Raw genomic sequence first — 16,109 nt, 5'->3', positions numbered from 1 at the left:
AAGAGGAACTGACCCATGCGCATCACCCAAGGAATGTTTTCGTTTCTCCCCGAGCTCACCGACGAGGAGATCACCGCGCAGGCCCAGTACGCGCTGGACCGCGGCTGGGCGCTCTCGGTCGAGTTCACCGACGACCCGCACCCCCGCAACAACTACTGGGAGATGTGGGGGCTGCCGATGTTCGACGAGACGTCCGCTGCCGGCGTCCTCTACGAGGTGAACGAGTGCCGCAAGGCATACCCGAACCGCTACATCCGGGTGAACGCCTTCGACGCCTCGTACGGCCGGCAGACCACCGCCATGTCGTTCATCGTCAACCGTCCCGCGGACGAGCCCGGGTTCCGGCTCGACCGGCAGGAGGGCTCGGACCGGCGGATCTCCTACTCCACCCATCCCTATGCCCTCGGCCGGCCCGCGGGCGACCGCTACCGGGTCGAGGGATCATGACCGGCCACGGACCGGGACAGCGCCGCCCGGGTTTCGGGATGCCGGCCGGGCCCGGGCGCACGGCCGAGCCGGAGGCCGGCGATCCGCCTCCGCTCGCCGCGGACGCCACGGTCGATCTCGCCGCGGAGCGCCGGCGCTCCGACGTCGACTCCGTGCTCACGGCCCTGGACCGGGAGCTGATCGGGCTGGACTCGATCAAGGCCAAGGTGCGGGACATCGCCTCCCTGCTGCTCGTCGACCGGGCCCGCAGGCAGTTCGGGTTGACCTCGACCCGGCCCAGCCTGCACATGTCCTTCACCGGCAACCCCGGCACCGGGAAGACGACGGTGGCGCTGCGCATGGCCGGCCTGCTGCAGCGGCTCGGCTACATCGAGCGTGGGCACCTGGTGGCCGTGACCCGCGACGACCTCGTCGGGCAGTACGTCGGGCACACCGCGCCGAAGACCAAGGAGGTACTCAAGCGGGCGATGGGCGGTGTGCTGTTCATCGACGAGGCGTACCACCTGCACCGGCCGGACAACGAGCGTGACTACGGCCAGGAGGCCGTCGAGATCCTCCTGCAGGTCATGGAGAGCGAGCGGGAACACCTCGTTGTCATCATGGCCGGCTACCAGGACAGGATGGACGCGTTCTTCGCCTCGAATCCCGGCTTGAGCTCGCGCATCGCCCACCACCTCGAGTTCCCCGACTACGACGTCGAGGCGCTCATGGCCATCGCCCGTCTCATGCTCGAAGGGGAGAACTACCGCTTCTCCGAAACGGCCGAGAAGACGTTCCGCGAGTATCTGAGGCTTCGGATGGAACGGCCTCGGTTCTCCAACGCGCGCAGTGTCCGCAACGCGTTGGAGCGGGCCCGGCTGCGGCAGGCCCACCGGCTGGTGTCCGCGACCGGCCGTGGCTGGGGGAAGGACGATCTGATGCGCTTCGAGCCCGAGGACTTCCTGGGCAGCAGTGTGTTCTCCGGCGAGGCGGGCGGCGGTACCCACTCGGCGGCCTGACCACCGGAACCGGAAAACTGCGACCTTGTTGATGGGGCGGTCTGATCCATGTCATTTCCCTTGCTGACGGTCACGGCTGCGGTGCCGGCGCTGGGCGCGGTCGCCACCGCGGCCGTGCCGGCCGCCGGGCGAACCGCGGCCAAGTGGACGGCGCTGGCTTTCTCCTTGGGCACGCTGGTGTCGGCGGTGGCGGTACTGGTGCGCTTCGACCCGGGCGGCCCGCGGTACCAGCTGACCGAGTCCCACGCCTGGATCAGGGACTTCGGGGTGCGCTACGAGCTGGGTGTGGACGGCATGGCGGTGGCGTTGACCGTGCTGACCGCGCTGCTGGTCCCGTTCGTCATCCTGGCCGGCTGGCACGATGCCGGGCCGGTGGAGCGGAACGCGCATCGCTGGTGGCGGCCGACTCAGGGCTTCTTCGCATCGATCTTGGCGGTCGAGGCGATGGTGGTGCTGTCCTTCGAGGCCCTCGACGTCTTCTTGTTCTACGTCTTCTTCGAGGCCATGCTGGTGCCGGCGTACTTCCTGATCGGCGGCTTCGGGGACCGGGCCAAAGAGCAGGGAGAGGCCAAAGCGAGAGCGCAACGCTCGTATGCGGCGGTGAAGTTCCTGCTCTACAACCTGGCCGGTGGTCTGGTCATGCTGGCCGCGATGGTCGGTCTGTTCGTCGTGACGGCTGATCAGCTGGGCGCGGGGACCTTCTCGGTCCAGGAGATCGTGCGTGCGCGGGCCGACGGCGCGCTGGCCATGGGTACGGTCACCGAACGCCTCCTGTTCCTCGGGTTCTTCCTCGCTTTCGCGGTCAAGGCACCGATGGTGCCGGTGCACACCTGGCTGCCGAACGTGATGGGAGAGTCCGCCGCGCCGGTGGCCGTGCTGATCACGGCGGTGGTCGACAAGGTGGGCACCTTCGCGATGCTCCGGTTCTGCCTGCAGCTCTTCCCGGAGGCGTCGAAGTGGGCCGCTCCGGTGATCCTGGTCCTCGCCGTGGCAGGCATCGTCTACGGTGCCCTGCTGGCCGCCGGGCAGCACGACATCAAGCGGCTGATCGCGTACGCCTCGATCTCCCATTTCGGCTTCATCGTCCTGGGCATCTTCGCGATGACCAGCCAAGGCCAGGTCGGGGCGGCGCTCTACATGGTCAACCACGGCATATCGACGGCCGTTCTGATGCTGGTCGCCGGCTTCCTCATCTCCCGGCGCGGTTCACGGCTCATCGCCGACTACGGCGGGGTGCAGACGGTGGCGCCGCTGCTGGCGGGCACCTTCCTCATCGGCGGTCTGGCCACCCTGGCCCTGCCCGGCCTCGGCACCTTCGTCAGTGAATTCCTGGTCCTGGTAGGCACCTTCGCCCGCCACCCGGCGCTGGGTGCCGTCGCCGCCTTCGGCATCGTGCCGGCGGCACTGTATGTGCTGCTGCTCTACCAGCGCACCATGACCGGACCGGTGAAGGCGGGGGTGTCCGGGATGCCCGATCTGAAGGTCCGCGAACTCGTGGTCGCCGTCCCGCTGATCGCGCTGCTGATCGGTCTCGGCGTCTACCCCAAGCCGGTCACGGACATCATCACCCCGTCCGTCCGCCACACCCTGTCCGATGTGGGTGCATCGGATCCCGCTCCCGACGCGGTCCCGGACGCGCGGGGCGGAAGGCCCGCGCCCCCACGGTAGGCGGCGCACCAAAGAGACCGCCCTCGATTCCCGTCCTGCGAGAACCCTTGCCGACCCAATCTCCATACTGTAGACAATATTTCGCCGACATGTTCGGTGTCCTCCCACCTCCGCGGTACCCCCTCGGCCGAACGGAGTGTTCACGTGAAAGCCGCAGTTCTCGGCGCCGGTGCGGTCGGCGCCTGCGTCGGCGCCGCGCTCCACCGCGCGGGCGCCGATGTGCACCTCGTCGCCCGTGGACCGCATCTGGCGGCCATGAGGCGGCACGGGGTGCGCGTGCACAGCCCGCGCGGTGACTTCACCAGCGTCTCCGCGCGCTGTCCGGCGTTCAGCGCCCCCTCGGATCTGCTCGCGCCGAGGAGCGCCGCATGAGGAAACGAGACCCCGGGACCTGCACCCGGCTCACGCACCCGCTCGTGCGGAACTCCCGCGACGAGCCGTTCCGGCGGGCCGGCTGGGACGAGGCGCTGGACCAAGCCGCCCGCGGCCTGGAGGCGGCACGCGGCGCGTTCGGCATGTTCTCCTGCGCCCGCGCCACCAACGAGATGAACTACGTGGCGCAGAAGTTCGCCCAAGTCGTCATGGGCACCAACAACGTGGACTCCTGCAACCGGACCTGCCAGGCGCCGAGCGTCGCGGGCCTGGCGGCCGCCTTCGGATCGGGCGGGGGGACGTCGTCGTACGAGGAGATCGAGCACACCGACGTCATCGTGATGTGGGGCTCCAACGCCCGCTTCGCCCACCCGATCTTCTTCCAGCACGTGCTCAAGGGCATCAGGAACGGCGCCCGGATGTACGCGGTGGATCCGCGCCGCACCTCGACCGCGGAATGGGCGGAGAGCTGGCTCGGGCTGAACGTCGGAACCGACATCCCGATGGCACGCGCGATCGGCCGCGAGATCATCCACGCGGGCCCGGCGAACGAGGCGTTCATCGAGCGGGCGACGACCGGCTTCGAGGAGTACCGCACGCTGGTCGAGCCGTGGGCGCTGTCGCTCGCCGAGAAGGTGACGGGCGTGCCGACCTGACGCTGCACGTACAGGACAATGAGATCGTGAAGGTCACCTCTCCGCACGACAACCCGGTGACCCACGGCAACCTCTGCATCAAGGGCCGTTTCGGCTACCAGCACGTACAGAACCGGGGCTGATCAGGACATGGGACGAGTCACGGAACGACGCAAGGTGATCCGGATCCGTAACGGGGCGGTCTCCACCCGCCCCGACACGCTCGTCGCCGAGGAACCCCTGGAGATCAGACTCAACGGCAGGCCGCTCGCGATCACCATGCGCACCCCCGGCGACGACTTCGCGCTCGCCGCCGGGTTCCTGGTCAGCGAGGGAGTGCTCGCCGAGCGGGGGGAACTGCGGAACATCGTGTACTGCGCGGGCGCCACGGGTGGGGGTGCCCCCCGCTCGGGCGAAGCGGAGAGCGCCAGAGGGTCGAACACCTACAACGTGGTCGATGTGAGCACCGCGCCGGGCGTGGTGGTCCCCGACATCACGCTGCAGCGCAACGTCTACACGACCTCGTCCTGCGGCCTGTGCGGCAAGACGAGCCTGGACGCGGTCCGGACGACGGCCCGCTGGTCCATCACCGATACTCCCCCGGTCCGGGTGGACCCTGACTTGCTCGCGGGCCTCCCCGACCGGCTGCGCGCGACCCAGCGGGTGTTCGACCGGACCGGGGGGCTGCACGCGGCGGCCCTGTTCACCGAGGACGGCGAGCTGCTCGACATCCGGGAGGACGTGGGCCGGCACAACGCGGTCGACAAGCTGGTCGGCCGCGCCCTGCAGAACGGGAACCTGCCGCTGTCCCGCACGATCCTGCTGGTCTCGGGCCGGGCATCCTTCGAGCTGGCGCAGAAGGCCGTGATGGCGGGCATCCCGGTGCTGGCGGCGGTCTCGGCGCCCTCGTCGCTGGCCGTGGACCTGGCCGCGGAGACCGGCCTGACCCTGGTGGGCTTCCTGCGGGGCAGCTCCATGAACGTGTACGCGGGTGAGGACCGCATCGCCCTGCGGACCGCGGCCGCCCAAGGCTGACCGGCCCCCTGCGGCACGGCGGCGGGGCCCCGACCGGTTGGGAGCGCCCCCTGCGCCGCGGGGGCCCCGCCTCAGTCCCGGCCCCGGCGGGGACCGGCCGCAGCGGCGGCGCTCCTCGTCGGCCGGTCCGTCAGCGGTTCGCCGGTCCGTCAGCGGTTCACCGGTGGACCGGCCGGTCCGTCAGCCGGCCTTGAGGCGCACCTGGGAGGCGGCCACGACCGATCCCAGCCGCGGGAAGTCCAGCCGCACGGACGCCTCGTGCTCCGCCGCGGTCAACGCGGCCATGGCGTCCTCGACGAAGACGAGGTCGTAGCGGAGGTCGGAGGCGGCGCGGGCGGTGGACTCCACGCCCAGGTCGGTGGCGATGCCACCGAACACCGAGGTGGTGATGCCGCGCTCCCGCAGGCGCTGGTCCAGACCCGTGCCGCGGAAGCCGCCGAGCGTCCGCTTCACCACCTCCAGATCGCCGTCCGCGAGCAGTCCGTCCACCAGTCCGCTGCCGGGTGGCTGCTCGGGGACTCCGGGACGCTGCGGGGCGTGCGCCTTGACCTCCCGCGCCGTCCTCAGCGCCTCCTCGAACTTCGGGGCGGACCTGCACCCGGGTGCTGGTCTTCTCGCTGAAGATCTTGTCCCTCGGGATGCCGTGCTTGCTGAGCGCGTCGAGCTGGGAGTCGAGTACCTGCCCGAGGTTCGAGCACCGCGCGCAGCCGATGCGGATGTCCGCGCTCACTGGGGTGCTTGGTGTTCACCGAGGTGGCGTTACCAGGCCGATCTCGTAGGCGGTGATGACAAGTTGGACTCGGTCGCGGGCTTCGAGTTTGGTGAGTAGCCGCGCTACGTGTGCTTTTGCGGTGGCCACGCTGATGTAGAGGTGGGCGGCGATCTCGCTGTTGGACATGCCGCGTCCGACGAGGGTCAGTACCTCGCGTTCCCGCTGGGTGATGTTCCCGACTGGTCGTGGATGCGGGGCTGGTTCGGGGCGGGCGGCGAACTCCGCGATCAGGCGGCGCGTGACGCTCGGGGCGATCAGGGCGTCTCCGGCGGCGACCACACGGATCGCCCCGAGGATGTCGTCCAGTGCCATGTCCTTGACGAGGAATCCGCTCGCACCCGCTCGGAGAGCACCGTAGATGTACTCGTCATCGTCGAACGTGGTGAGGATAAGGACGCGCGCCGCTCCAGCGGCTGCCGTGATCAGCCCAGTGGCCTCGATGCCGTCCATGCCTGGCATGCGGATGTCCATCACCGCCACGTCGGGCCCGGTGTCCCGGACCAGCTGGACCGCTTCGGCGCCGGTTCCGGCCTCTCCCACGACGTCGATGTCGGGGGCGTCGGCCATGAGGACGCGCAGGCCGTTGCGGACCAGCGGCTGGTCGTCGGCGAGCACGACGCGGACCGTCATGAGATGTGCGCTCCTTCGGAGAGTGGGAGCCGGGCTGCCACGCGAAAGCCGCCCTCGGGACGAGGCCCGGCGGTGAACTGGCCGCGTAGCAGGTTGACGCGTTCCCTCATTCCGGTGATGCCGTATCCGGTGCCGGAGGTGGGGCCGCCGCGGCCGTCGTCGGCGACCTCTATGGTCAGTTCACCGTCTTGGTAGCCGATGGTGACGCGGCAGTCGGGGGTGTCCGCGTGGCGTACGACGTTGGTGAGGGCCTCCTGGACGATCCGGAAGGCGGCCAGGTCGATATCGGGGGGCAGGGGCCGTCGTTCTCCGAGCCATCGCATGTCGACATGGATGCCCGCGTCCTTCGCCGAGGCCGTCAGCCGGTCGAGGTCGGCCAGCCCCGGGGCAGGCTCGCGCGGCGCGGCCTCCGCCCCAGGGCCCGGTTCGGTGCGGCGCAGCGCGCCCAGGGTGCGCCGCAGCCCGGCGAGGGTTTCCCTGCTGGTCTCTTCGATGGTGGCCAGCGCGTTGCGGGCTTCGTCCGGCTGTGTGTCGATGACCCGACGACCCACGCCTGCCTGGATGGCGATGACGCCAATACTGTGCGCGATCATGTCGTGCAGCTCACGGGCGATCCGGAGGCGTTCGGCAGCGGCGGCCCGGGCGGCGGTCTGTGAGCGCAGTACCGCGGCGTGCTCTCGGCGTTCGCGAATCGAATGGCCGGTCATCCAGGCGGCGGCGAGCGCGACGACGAGGACCACGACCGTGCGGGCGAAGCCGTCCGTCCCGGTCCCGAGGCGTGCGGCGAAGGCGACCTGTACGCCGAGCGTCGTGACGGCAGCGGTGACCGCGATGCGGCGAGGCCGGGTGGCCACGATGTATCCGACGGCGAGGTCGTTCGCCAGAACCAGCAGAAACACAACCTGCCAGAACGGGGTTGTCGTCGCCGTGACGTACGTACCCAGGAGCAACGGTGCCAGAGCCGGCAGTGGGCGGCGGCGCAGCAGTCCGAGAGGCAGGACCGTGACCGCGGCCGCCGAGACGAAGGGCAGGCCGGGGGAGTCGAAGGGCGTGCCGCGTGCCGCGAAGAACAGTGCGAAGGGGTAGGCGATCGCCCCGCACCAGGCCAGAGCCGCCCGCGCGGCCGGCCGCAGGTGCCAGGACGACATGGGACGCGGCTCGGCGGACATGGGGCGATCGTAATCGCCTGACCAGCGGCGGAACATTGGCCCGTGGGCGTACGCCCACGGGATACCAGGCCTCCCGCGAGTGCAGCCGCCGGGCCGATGCCGGACGGACGCTCTCCCCGGCACCGTTGGCCAGGTGATCGAAGTCAACGAACTGACCAAGCGATACGGCAAGGCCACTGCCGTCAACGGCCTGACTTTCACCGTGCGCCCCGGGCACGTCACCGGGTTCCTCGGTCCCAACGGTGCCGGCAAGAGCACCACGCTGCGCATGTTCCTCGGCTTGACCGAACCCACCAGCGGCACCGCCACTATCGACGGTCACCTGTTCCGGGACCACCCGCGCGGCCTGCGTCACGTCGGTGCCCTGCTCGACGCCCATGACGTCCATGGCGGTCGCAGCGCAGTGGCCTATCTGTCCGCCCTGGCCCGCAGCAACGGTATCCCGCGGCACCGGGTGGACGAGGTCCTTGAGGAGGTGGGACTGGCTCCTGCGGCCCGGCGTCGCATCGGCGGGTTCTCCCTGGGCATGAAGCAGCGGCTCGGCATCGCCACGGCTCTGCTCGGCGACCCTCCGGTGCTGCTGTTCGACGAGCCGGTCAACGGCCTGGACCCGGAGGGCGTGCGGTGGGTACGCGGCCTGTTCGGGCGACTGGCCGCCGAGGGGCGCACCGTGTTCGTCTCCAGCCACCTGATGAGCGAGATGCAGAACACCGCCGAGCACCTGATCGTCATCGGCCGGGGCGAGCTGATCGCCGACGAGAGCGTGACGGAGTTCGCGGCCCGCGGCACCCGCCAGAGCGTGACCGTGCGGACACCCGACGGCACCACGCTGGCAGCTGTGCTCGAAGCCGAGGGCGCCTCGGTACAGCCGGACGACCCGGTCGCCGACGCAGCGGAGTGGCTCACCGTGACCGGCCTGAGCGCGGCTCGCATCGGGGAACTCGCCTCCCACCACCGCATCGTGCTCCTTGAGCTGGCCACCCGCACCTCCTCACTGGAGGAGGCGTTCATGGAACTCACCGCCGACAGCGTCGAATACCTCGCAGGAGAATCCCGATGACCTCGACCACCACACGGCAGACGGGGGTCTCGACCGCCGTGCGCGCCGCCGAGCCCGGCGCCCGCTTCCGGGACCTGCTCGCCGCCGAGTGGATCAAACTCTGGTCGCTGCGGTCCATTTCCTGGGCCTTCGGGGTCAGCGCACTCGTCATCATCGCCATCAACATCAGCGCGGCCGTCGCGGACTACAACAACTGGCCGGCCTACAACGAAGGGATCCGGGCCCTCTTCGTTCCGATCTGGGCCATGCGGGACGCCTTCACCATCGGCGCCTGCATGGTCCTGATACTCGCCACCGGCAGCATCGGCGCCCTCACGGTCGTCGGCGAGTACAGCACCGGACAGATCCGCACGACTTTCGCGGCAGTACCGGCCCGCCGATCGGTCGTAGCGGCCAAGATGGCCGTCGTGACGGCAGTCATGCTCGTCTACGGCACCGTCGTCGCGGGAACCTCGTTCGGCGTGACACAGGCCATCCTGTCCGGTCGGGGCATCGGCCTGTCCCTCGGCTACCCAGGCGCGCTCCGCGCCGTCGCGGCGTCCGCTCTGCTCGCTCCGGTGTGCGCGCTCGTCGGGATGGGCCTCGGCGCCCTCATCCGGCACACCGCAACCACCTTCGTGACGTTCACCGGCATTCTTTTGCTGCTGCCGCTCCTCCTCAACGACCGCCACCGCTGGTCGTCCGCCATCCTTCACGCGCTGCCCCGCAGCGCGTGGGAACGGCTGGTGCAGATGGGCGACCCCTTCGGATCGGCCCCCTACCCGGCGACCATCAGCGGGTCGTGGATCGTGTACACGGCTTGGCCTCTCGCCGCAGCAGTCGTCGCTGTGGTCGCCGTCCGTCGGCACGATCCGTGAGCCCGCAGGGCCTGGCTGCCAAAGATGCGCACCGGGCCGTTGCAGCAGGCTCTTGGTCCGTACTCGCCGGGTGCCAGGCGGGAACGGGTCGTGGTCGGCGGAGTTCCAGTTCTCCACTGGGATCGAGCTCCAGGGGTGCGGTCATGACGGAACGTCATCCGCAGTCAGCCCTGTGTGCCCGAGATCCGGATCAACAGGCCGGTGAACAGCTCACGCGCGGCACCACGCCGCAGGCGCCACGGGTGCCGCGGCGCGGCGGACCTCAGCCGGAGCGTGTCCCCGTGCCGATCCCGGTGCGCGGGGCCGCGGCCGGTCCGGAGGCGGCCGGCCGCGGCTGCGGATCGCGGGAGCGGCGCTTGGCGATCACCGCGCAGACCATGAGCTGCATCTGGTGGAAGAGCATCAGCGGAAGCACGGCCAGCGAGGCCTGCGTGCCGAACAGAACGCTCGCCATGGGCAGCCCGGAGGCGAGGGACTTCTTCGAGCCGGCGAACTGGATGGCGATCCGGTCCTCCCGGCCGAAGCCCAGCGCACGGCCGCCGTACCAGGTCAGCGTGAGCATCACCGCGAGCACCACCGCCTCGACCAGGAGCAGGCCGCCCAGCCGGAGCGGGCTGACCTGGTGCCAGATGCCCCGGACCATGCCCTCGCTGAAGGCCGTGTAGACGACCAGCAGGATCGAGCCGCGGTCGACCAGCCCGAGCACCTTCTTGTGCCGGGTGATGAAGCTCCCGATCCAGCGCCGCAGCACCTGCCCCGCGAGGAACGGCACCAGCAGCTGCAGCACGATCTTGACGAGCGAGTCCGCGGAGAACCCACCTCCGCTGTTGCCGAGCAGCGCCGCCGCGAGCAGCGGGGTGACGACGATGCCCACGAGGGAGGAGAAGGATCCCGCGCAGATCGCGGCGGGCACGTTGCCGCGCGCGATCGAGGTGAAGGCGATCGAGGACTGGATGGTCGACGGGACGAGGGTGAGGAAGAGCAGGCCGGTGTAGAGGTTGTGCGTCAGCAGCACCGGCACCAGGCCCCGGGCGGCCAAGCCCAGCAGCGGGAAGATCACGAACGTGCAGGCCAGCACCGTGACGTGGAGCCGCCAGTGTTTGAGCCCCGTCAGGGCCTCCCGGGTGGAGAGCCGGGTTCCGTACAGGAAGAAGAGGAGGGCGATCGCGGCGGTGGATGCGCCCGACGCGACATCGGCGGCCGTGCCCCGCGCCGGGAGGAGGGCCGCCGCGCCCACGGTCCCCAGCAGCAGGAGGATGTACGGGTCCACGGGGATCCAACGCGGCCATTGCAGGCGTTTCACTGTGCTCCACTACTTCGCTGTACGTCCGGTGCCGGACACGCTCGTGCCCTCTTCATCGTCCTCCTCCGCCGATCGATCGGGAATCCGGCATACCGCTCTGACTGTCATCGCGTTCCGCGATAACCTGAGGGGGTGTACGACCCCTCCCACCTGCGGACGTTTCTGGCGGTCGCCCAGACCCTGAGCTTCACGCAGGCCGCCCGGCGGCTCGGGCTGCGCCAGTCCACGGTCAGCCAGCATGTGCGGCGCCTGGAGGACGCGACGGGGCGGCAGCTGTTCTCCCGGGGCACGCACTCGGTCGAGCTGACCGAGGACGGCGAGGCGATGCTCGGCTTCGCGCGCCGGATCCTGGAGGTGCACGAGCAGGCGACGGCGTTCTTCACCGGCACGCGCCTGCGGGGCCGGCTCAGGTTCGGCGCCTCGGAGGACCTCGTCGCCACCCGCCTTCCGGAGATCCTGGAGGGGTTCCGCCACGACCACCCCGAGGTCGATCTGGAACTGACGGTCGAGCTGTCCGGCGTGCTCCACGAACAGCTCGCCACGGGCCGGCTCGATCTGGTGCTGGCCAAGCGGCGCCCCCAGGACCCGCGCGGGGAACTGGTCTGGCACGACAGACTGGTGTGGATCGGCGCGGAGCGGCTGCGCCTGGACCCGGACCGCCCGGTGCCACTGATCGTCTATCCGCCGCCGGGCATCACCCGTGCCCGCGCACTGGAGGCCCTGGAGAGGCAGGGCCGCGCCTGGCGCGTCGCGTGTACGAGCGGCAGCCTCAACGGCCTGGTCGCGGCGGCCCGCGCCGGCCTCGGCGTGATGGTCCACTCCCGCGGTCTGGTCCCGCCCGGTCTGGTGCGGATCCCCGAGCGGGCGGGCCTGCCGGAGCTGGGCGAGGTCGACTTCGTCCTGGTGCACGGGCAGCGGCCGGGTCCGGCGCGCAACGCGGCCCGGGCACTGGCGGCGGCGATCCTGGCGGGCGGAGACCGGCTGCACCGCCGCTGAGCGGGCTCGGCGAAGTCCAGTACGGTTCGACGCGCCGCGAAGGGGCGCGGAGAACCGCGCGACGCGCCACGACGGACCCGCAGGTGATGCACCGGAGTTCCGCGGAACGCCTGGCACGGAACCGGCGACGCGCACCACCGCCGATGTTACTCACGAGTAGAGCGCCCGCCACGGTAATCGCACCGTACAGATTCCGTGGAGATTGCGGGACCGGAACCTACGCAGCAGTAGGGATTTTCGCCCGTCCCTCTCCGTTGTGCGGGCGTTTTCCGGACCTGACCTGTGCATTTGCGGACAGCGCCCCGGTTTCCGCCCCTCTCCCGCCCGGCCGCCCGGTGGGGTAGCTTTCACGGCGCTGTGCGGAGCGCCACAAGGAGCGGGATTGCGCGAGTTCACCAACCCCCCGTTGGCGTCGACGCCGCCGGTGGGCGGTCTGGCCGACGTCGTCTTCGAGTATGCCCGTCAAGATCCGCTCCGTGTCGCCCTCGGTCGCAAGGACGAGGAGGGCCGGTGGCGGGATGTGACCGCTGCGGAGTTCCGCGACGAGGTGCTGGCGCTCGCCAAGGGGCTGCTGGCCGAAGGGGTCCGCTTCGGGGACCGGGTCGCGATCATGTGCCGCACGCGCTACGAGTGGACGCTCTTCGACTTCGCGTTGTGGACGATCGGCGCGCAGGTGGTGCCCGTCTACCCCACCTCCTCGGCCGAGCAGGTCTTCTGGATGCTGCACGACGCGCAGGTCACGGCCGCGATGGTGGAGCACGAGGACCACGCGATGACCATCGCCACGGTCATCGACCGGCTGCCGCAGCTGCACCGGCTGTGGCAGCTGGACGTGGGCACCGTCCAGAAGCTGTACGACGCGGGCGCCCACATCGACGACGAGGTGGTGCACCGGCACCGGCAGGCGGTCACCCCGGACTCGGTCGCGACCGTGATCTACACCTCGGGCACCACCGGCCGTCCCAAGGGCTGCGTCCTCTCGCACGGCAACTTCATGTTCGAGGCCGATACGGTCATCGAGCGCTGGGAACCGGTCTTCCACTCCAGGAGGGGCGACGAGGCGGCCACGTTGCTGTTCCTGCCGCTGGCCCACGTCTTCGGCCGGATGGTGCAGGTGGCGGCCATCCGCGGCAGGGTCAAGTTCGGCCACCAGCCCCAGTTGAACGCGGCGGCCCTGCTGCCCGACCTGGCCGCGTTCAGGCCGACGTTCTTCCTCGCCGTGCCGTACATCTTCGAGAAGGTGTTCAACGCGGCCCGCCGCAAGGCCGAGAAGGAGGGCCGCTCCGGCCCGTTCGAGAAGGCGGTCGAGGTCGCCGTCAAGTACGCGGACGCGGTCGAGGCGAAGGCGTGGGGCATCGGGCCCGGGCCGTCCGCGGGCCTGCGCGTGCAGCACCAGTTCTTCGACAAGGTCGTGTACGCCAAGATCCGTGCCGCGATGGGCGGCCGGGTGCGGCACGCGATGTCCGGGGGTTCGGCGATGGACCGCCGGCTCGGACTGTTCTTCGCGGGCGCCGGCGTGCACATCTACGAGGGGTACGGGCTGACGGAGTCGACGGCGGCCGCGACCGCCAACCCTCCCGAGCGCACCCGGTACGGCACCGTCGGCCAGGCCATCCCCGGCACGACCGTGCACATCTCCGACGACGGCGAGATCTGGCTGCACGGCGGCAACATCTTCCAGGGCTACCTGAACAACCAGAAGGCCACCGACGGAGCCCTGCACGACGGCTGGCTGGCCACCGGCGACCTGGGCTCCCTCGACGAGGACGGCTATCTCACCATCACCGGGCGCAAGAAGGAGATCCTGGTGACCTCCGGCGGCAAGAGCGTCTCGCCCGGGCTGCTGGAGGAGCGGGTACGGGACCACCCCCTGGTCGCGCAGTGCATCGTCGTCGGCAACGACCGCCCGTACGTGGCGGCGCTCGTCACGCTCGACTCGGAGGCCGTGGAGCACTGGCTGCAGATGCGCGGCAAGCCGCAGCTGTCCCCGGCCCAGCTCGTCCGCGACCCGGATCTGGAGACGGAGGTGCGGCGGGCGGTGGTGGCCGCCAACACGCTTGTCTCACAGGCCGAGTCGATCCGCACGTTCCGCATCCTCGCCCACCAGTTCACCGAGGAGCACGGCCTGCTCACGCCGTCGCTGAAGCTGAAGCGCAAGGCGATCGAGAACGCGTACGCGGCCGAGGTGGAGGCGCTGTACCGGGCCTGAGACCGGTGCGGGAGGGCCTCGGTCCGCGGCGTGGACGGGCGCGGCCGGGACCGTTTCCGGCCATTGTCCGGCCGGCGTCGAGATTCCGCGGGGAAACGGCCGGTCAGGAATGCGTGTCGCACCGTGATCGTTGACGATGGGAGTACCCACCCGACGACTGAAGGATCGAGAGCTCGTGAGCAGCAAGGTCCCCCCGATCATCCTGAACAACGGCGTCGAGATGCCCCAGCTGGGCTTCGGCGTCTGGCAGGTGCCGGACGGCGAGGCGGAGAGCGCCGTCGCCACCGCTCTGGAGGCCGGGTACCGCAGCATCGACACAGCGGCGATCTACGGCAACGAAGAGGGCGTCGGCAAGGCGGTGGCCGCCTCCGGCATCCCCCGCGAGGACCTCTTCGTCACCACCAAGCTCTGGAACAGCGACCACGGGTACGACTCCGCGCTGCGCGCCTTCGACGCGTCGCTGGCGAAGCTCGGCCTGGAGTACGTGGATCTGTACCTGATCCACTGGCCGTTGCCGTCCCGGGGCAGGTTCGTCGAGACGTACAAGGCCTTCGAGAAGATCCACGCGGACGGCCGCGCCAAGGCGATCGGCGTCTCCAACTTCCTTCCCGAGCACCTGGAGCGCCTGATCGACGCGACGTCGGTCATCCCCGCGGTGAACCAGATCGAGCTGCACCCGCATCTGCAGCAGCCGGCGGCACGTGAATACCACGCGGAGCAGGGGATCGCGACGGAGGCGTGGTCGCCCCTCGGCCAGGGCAAGGGCCTTCTGGAGGTCCCGGCGATCGTCGCCATCGCCCAGAAGCACGGCCGCTCCCCCGCCCAGGTCGTGCTGCGCTGGCACCTCCAGCTCGGCACCATCGTGATCCCCAAGTCCGTGACCCCGTCCCGGATCAGGGAGAACATCCAGGTCTTCGACTTCTCCCTGGACACCGAGGACATGGCGGCGATCAGCGCGCTCAACGAGGACCGCCGCATCGGCCCCGACCCGGCGACGTTCGACATGGCCTGACGCCGGCTCGTCCGCCGGCCCCGGCCCACGGCCCGGCCCCGCTTCCGCGCGGCCGGGCCGTCGTCGTCCTGGGCCTTCGCCGGCCGTGGTGGGGCCGAAGCGCCGGTGGACCTCCCGCCGCGGCGCACACCGTATCGGGTGCCCGACGTCAGTTGGGCTGTCCGAGCGGCCGTACCACCACCGTGTTGACGTCGACGCCCACGGGCCGGCGGATCGCCCAGACGACCGGGTCGGCGATCCGGTCGGCGGTGAGGAGGTGCCCCGGCGGGGGGGCTGCCGTAGCCGTCCCGGAACGGCGTCTCGACACGGCCGTGCGCGATCAGTGTCACACCCACGCCCCACTCCGTGACCTGACGGCGGGCGTTCTCGGCCAGGCCGGTGACCGCCCTCCCCCACTCTCGGCTTCGCCCGAGCGGGCGGTACCCCCATGGTCGCCCCGTAGTTGTTGCCCGGCGTGTTCACGAACCCGGCCACACCGCCGACCAGGACGATCCGGCCCTGGGTCTCCTTGAGGGCGTCGATGGAGGCCCTGATGAGCAGCGCGGGACCCAGCGGTCAGCACCGTCTCGGGCCGCCCGGCCCGATCGCCCTCCGCGACCGTGTCGCGGGTGGCGAAACCGGCGTTGGCGAGGACCGTGTCGAGCCGGCCGAACTCCTTCAGCGTGGTCTCGACGGCGGCAGGCACCTGGTCGTACTCGGCCATGTTCCCGGCAATGGCCAACAGGCCGGCCGGGTCTTGGGGTTCCGCCGCGAAGCCGCGCAGCCGCTGCTCGCCGCGTCCCGTGACGGCCACCCGGTGCCCCGCGTCGAGCAGCTGCCGTGCCACCGCGGCGCCGATGCCGCTGCCCCCCGCCGGTGACGAGTGCGACCGGAGAATCGATCACGGTTACCCCCTGCGCCTCGGTGAACGCCGGCGAGTCCGCCACCTGGAGCGCTCTCCAAGTCA

General features: G+C 70.4%; 12 protein-coding genes and 5 pseudogenes. 12 read left to right on the top strand and 5 right to left on the bottom strand.

Annotated elements, in window-relative coordinates; translation table 11 throughout:
- Positions 1-33: 33 nt before the first annotated feature.
- The 7 genes and pseudogenes from ACFSL4_RS30400 (at position 34) to fdhD (ending at position 5,155) form a co-directional block, all read left to right on the top strand.
- Positions 34-447, top strand: coding sequence for a ribulose bisphosphate carboxylase small subunit (locus tag ACFSL4_RS30400; RefSeq protein ID WP_381089936.1), 414 nt, complete (start codon positions 34-36; stop codon positions 445-447).
- Entirely contained in the window at positions 444-1,445 is a 1,002-nt protein-coding gene (gene cbbX / locus ACFSL4_RS30395) for a CbbX protein (RefSeq protein WP_381089933.1), read from the top strand. Before ACFSL4_RS30400 ends, cbbX begins: the two co-directional genes overlap by 4 nt.
- Before the next feature lie 48 nt (positions 1,446-1,493).
- Positions 1,494-3,113, top strand: a complete 1,620-nt coding sequence (locus tag ACFSL4_RS30390; RefSeq protein ID WP_381089930.1) for an NADH-quinone oxidoreductase subunit M — start codon at positions 1,494-1,496, stop codon at positions 3,111-3,113.
- A gap of 144 nt (positions 3,114-3,257) precedes the next feature.
- Positions 3,258-3,461: pseudogene (locus ACFSL4_RS30385) on the top strand (ketopantoate reductase family protein); the annotation flags it as partial.
- A 20-nt stretch (positions 3,462-3,481) separates the two neighbouring features.
- Positions 3,482-4,135: pseudogene (locus ACFSL4_RS30380) on the top strand (molybdopterin oxidoreductase family protein); the annotation flags it as partial.
- Positions 4,135-4,263: pseudogene (locus ACFSL4_RS30375) on the top strand (2Fe-2S iron-sulfur cluster-binding protein); the annotation flags it as partial. The pseudogenes ACFSL4_RS30380 and ACFSL4_RS30375, both read left to right, overlap by 1 nt.
- 7 nt (positions 4,264-4,270) lie before the next feature.
- Positions 4,271-5,155: a formate dehydrogenase accessory sulfurtransferase FdhD gene (gene fdhD / locus ACFSL4_RS30370; protein ID WP_381089927.1), complete on the top strand. Its 885-nt coding sequence runs from the start codon at positions 4,271-4,273 to the stop codon at positions 5,153-5,155.
- A gap of 180 nt (positions 5,156-5,335) precedes the next feature.
- Here fdhD and ACFSL4_RS30365 read toward each other — a convergent pair.
- From ACFSL4_RS30365 to ACFSL4_RS30355, 3 genes and pseudogenes are all read right to left on the bottom strand, one after another.
- A pseudogene (locus ACFSL4_RS30365) lies at positions 5,336-5,686 on the bottom strand (isochorismatase family protein); the annotation flags it as partial.
- A 214-nt stretch (positions 5,687-5,900) separates the two neighbouring features.
- Positions 5,901-6,557 (bottom strand): response regulator, encoded by a 657-nt coding sequence (locus tag ACFSL4_RS30360; protein WP_381089925.1) that lies wholly within the window; start codon positions 6,555-6,557, stop codon positions 5,901-5,903.
- Positions 6,554-7,726, bottom strand: coding sequence for a sensor histidine kinase (locus ACFSL4_RS30355; RefSeq protein ID WP_381089922.1), 1,173 nt, complete (start codon positions 7,724-7,726; stop codon positions 6,554-6,556). Before ACFSL4_RS30355 ends, ACFSL4_RS30360 begins: the two co-directional genes overlap by 4 nt.
- A 133-nt stretch (positions 7,727-7,859) precedes the next feature.
- On the opposite strand from ACFSL4_RS30355, the gene ACFSL4_RS30350 reads away from it, so the two are divergent.
- Complete coding sequence (locus ACFSL4_RS30350; RefSeq protein ID WP_381089919.1) at positions 7,860-8,786, top strand: ABC transporter ATP-binding protein; 927 nt, start codon at positions 7,860-7,862, stop codon at positions 8,784-8,786.
- Entirely contained in the window at positions 8,783-9,643 is an 861-nt protein-coding gene (locus tag ACFSL4_RS30345; RefSeq protein ID WP_381089916.1) for an ABC transporter permease, read from the top strand. The genes ACFSL4_RS30350 and ACFSL4_RS30345 overlap by 4 nt, the downstream gene beginning before the upstream one ends.
- Before the next feature lie 262 nt (positions 9,644-9,905).
- Here ACFSL4_RS30345 and ACFSL4_RS30340 read toward each other — a convergent pair whose 3' ends face one another.
- A complete protein-coding gene (locus tag ACFSL4_RS30340) occupies positions 9,906-10,946 on the bottom strand; it encodes a bile acid:sodium symporter family protein (protein WP_381089913.1) in 1,041 nt (346 codons plus the stop codon).
- A 132-nt stretch (positions 10,947-11,078) separates the two neighbouring features.
- Between ACFSL4_RS30340 and ACFSL4_RS30335 the strand changes: the two genes are divergently transcribed.
- The 3 genes from ACFSL4_RS30335 to ACFSL4_RS30325 all read left to right on the top strand — a co-directional run bounded on the left by ACFSL4_RS30335 (position 11,079) and on the right by ACFSL4_RS30325 (position 15,163).
- Positions 11,079-11,942, top strand: a complete 864-nt coding sequence (locus ACFSL4_RS30335; RefSeq protein ID WP_381089910.1) for a LysR substrate-binding domain-containing protein — start codon at positions 11,079-11,081, stop codon at positions 11,940-11,942.
- Positions 11,943-12,324: 382 nt separating this feature from the next.
- A complete protein-coding gene (locus ACFSL4_RS30330) occupies positions 12,325-14,151 on the top strand; it encodes an AMP-dependent synthetase/ligase (RefSeq protein WP_381089907.1) in 1,827 nt (608 codons plus the stop codon).
- 175 nt (positions 14,152-14,326) lie between these two features.
- Positions 14,327-15,163 (top strand): aldo/keto reductase, encoded by an 837-nt coding sequence (locus ACFSL4_RS30325; protein WP_381089904.1) that lies wholly within the window; start codon positions 14,327-14,329, stop codon positions 15,161-15,163.
- Between the two features lie 148 nt (positions 15,164-15,311).
- Here the strand turns inward: ACFSL4_RS30325 and ACFSL4_RS30320 are convergent.
- A pseudogene (locus ACFSL4_RS30320) lies at positions 15,312-16,047 on the bottom strand (SDR family oxidoreductase).
- Between the last annotated feature and the right edge of the window lie 62 nt (positions 16,048-16,109).

The organism is Streptomyces caeni, assembly GCF_042678285.1.
Taxonomy (GTDB): Bacteria; Actinomycetota; Actinomycetes; order Streptomycetales; family Streptomycetaceae; genus Streptomyces; species Streptomyces caeni.
This window is presented reverse-complemented; position numbering and strand designations above follow the sequence as displayed.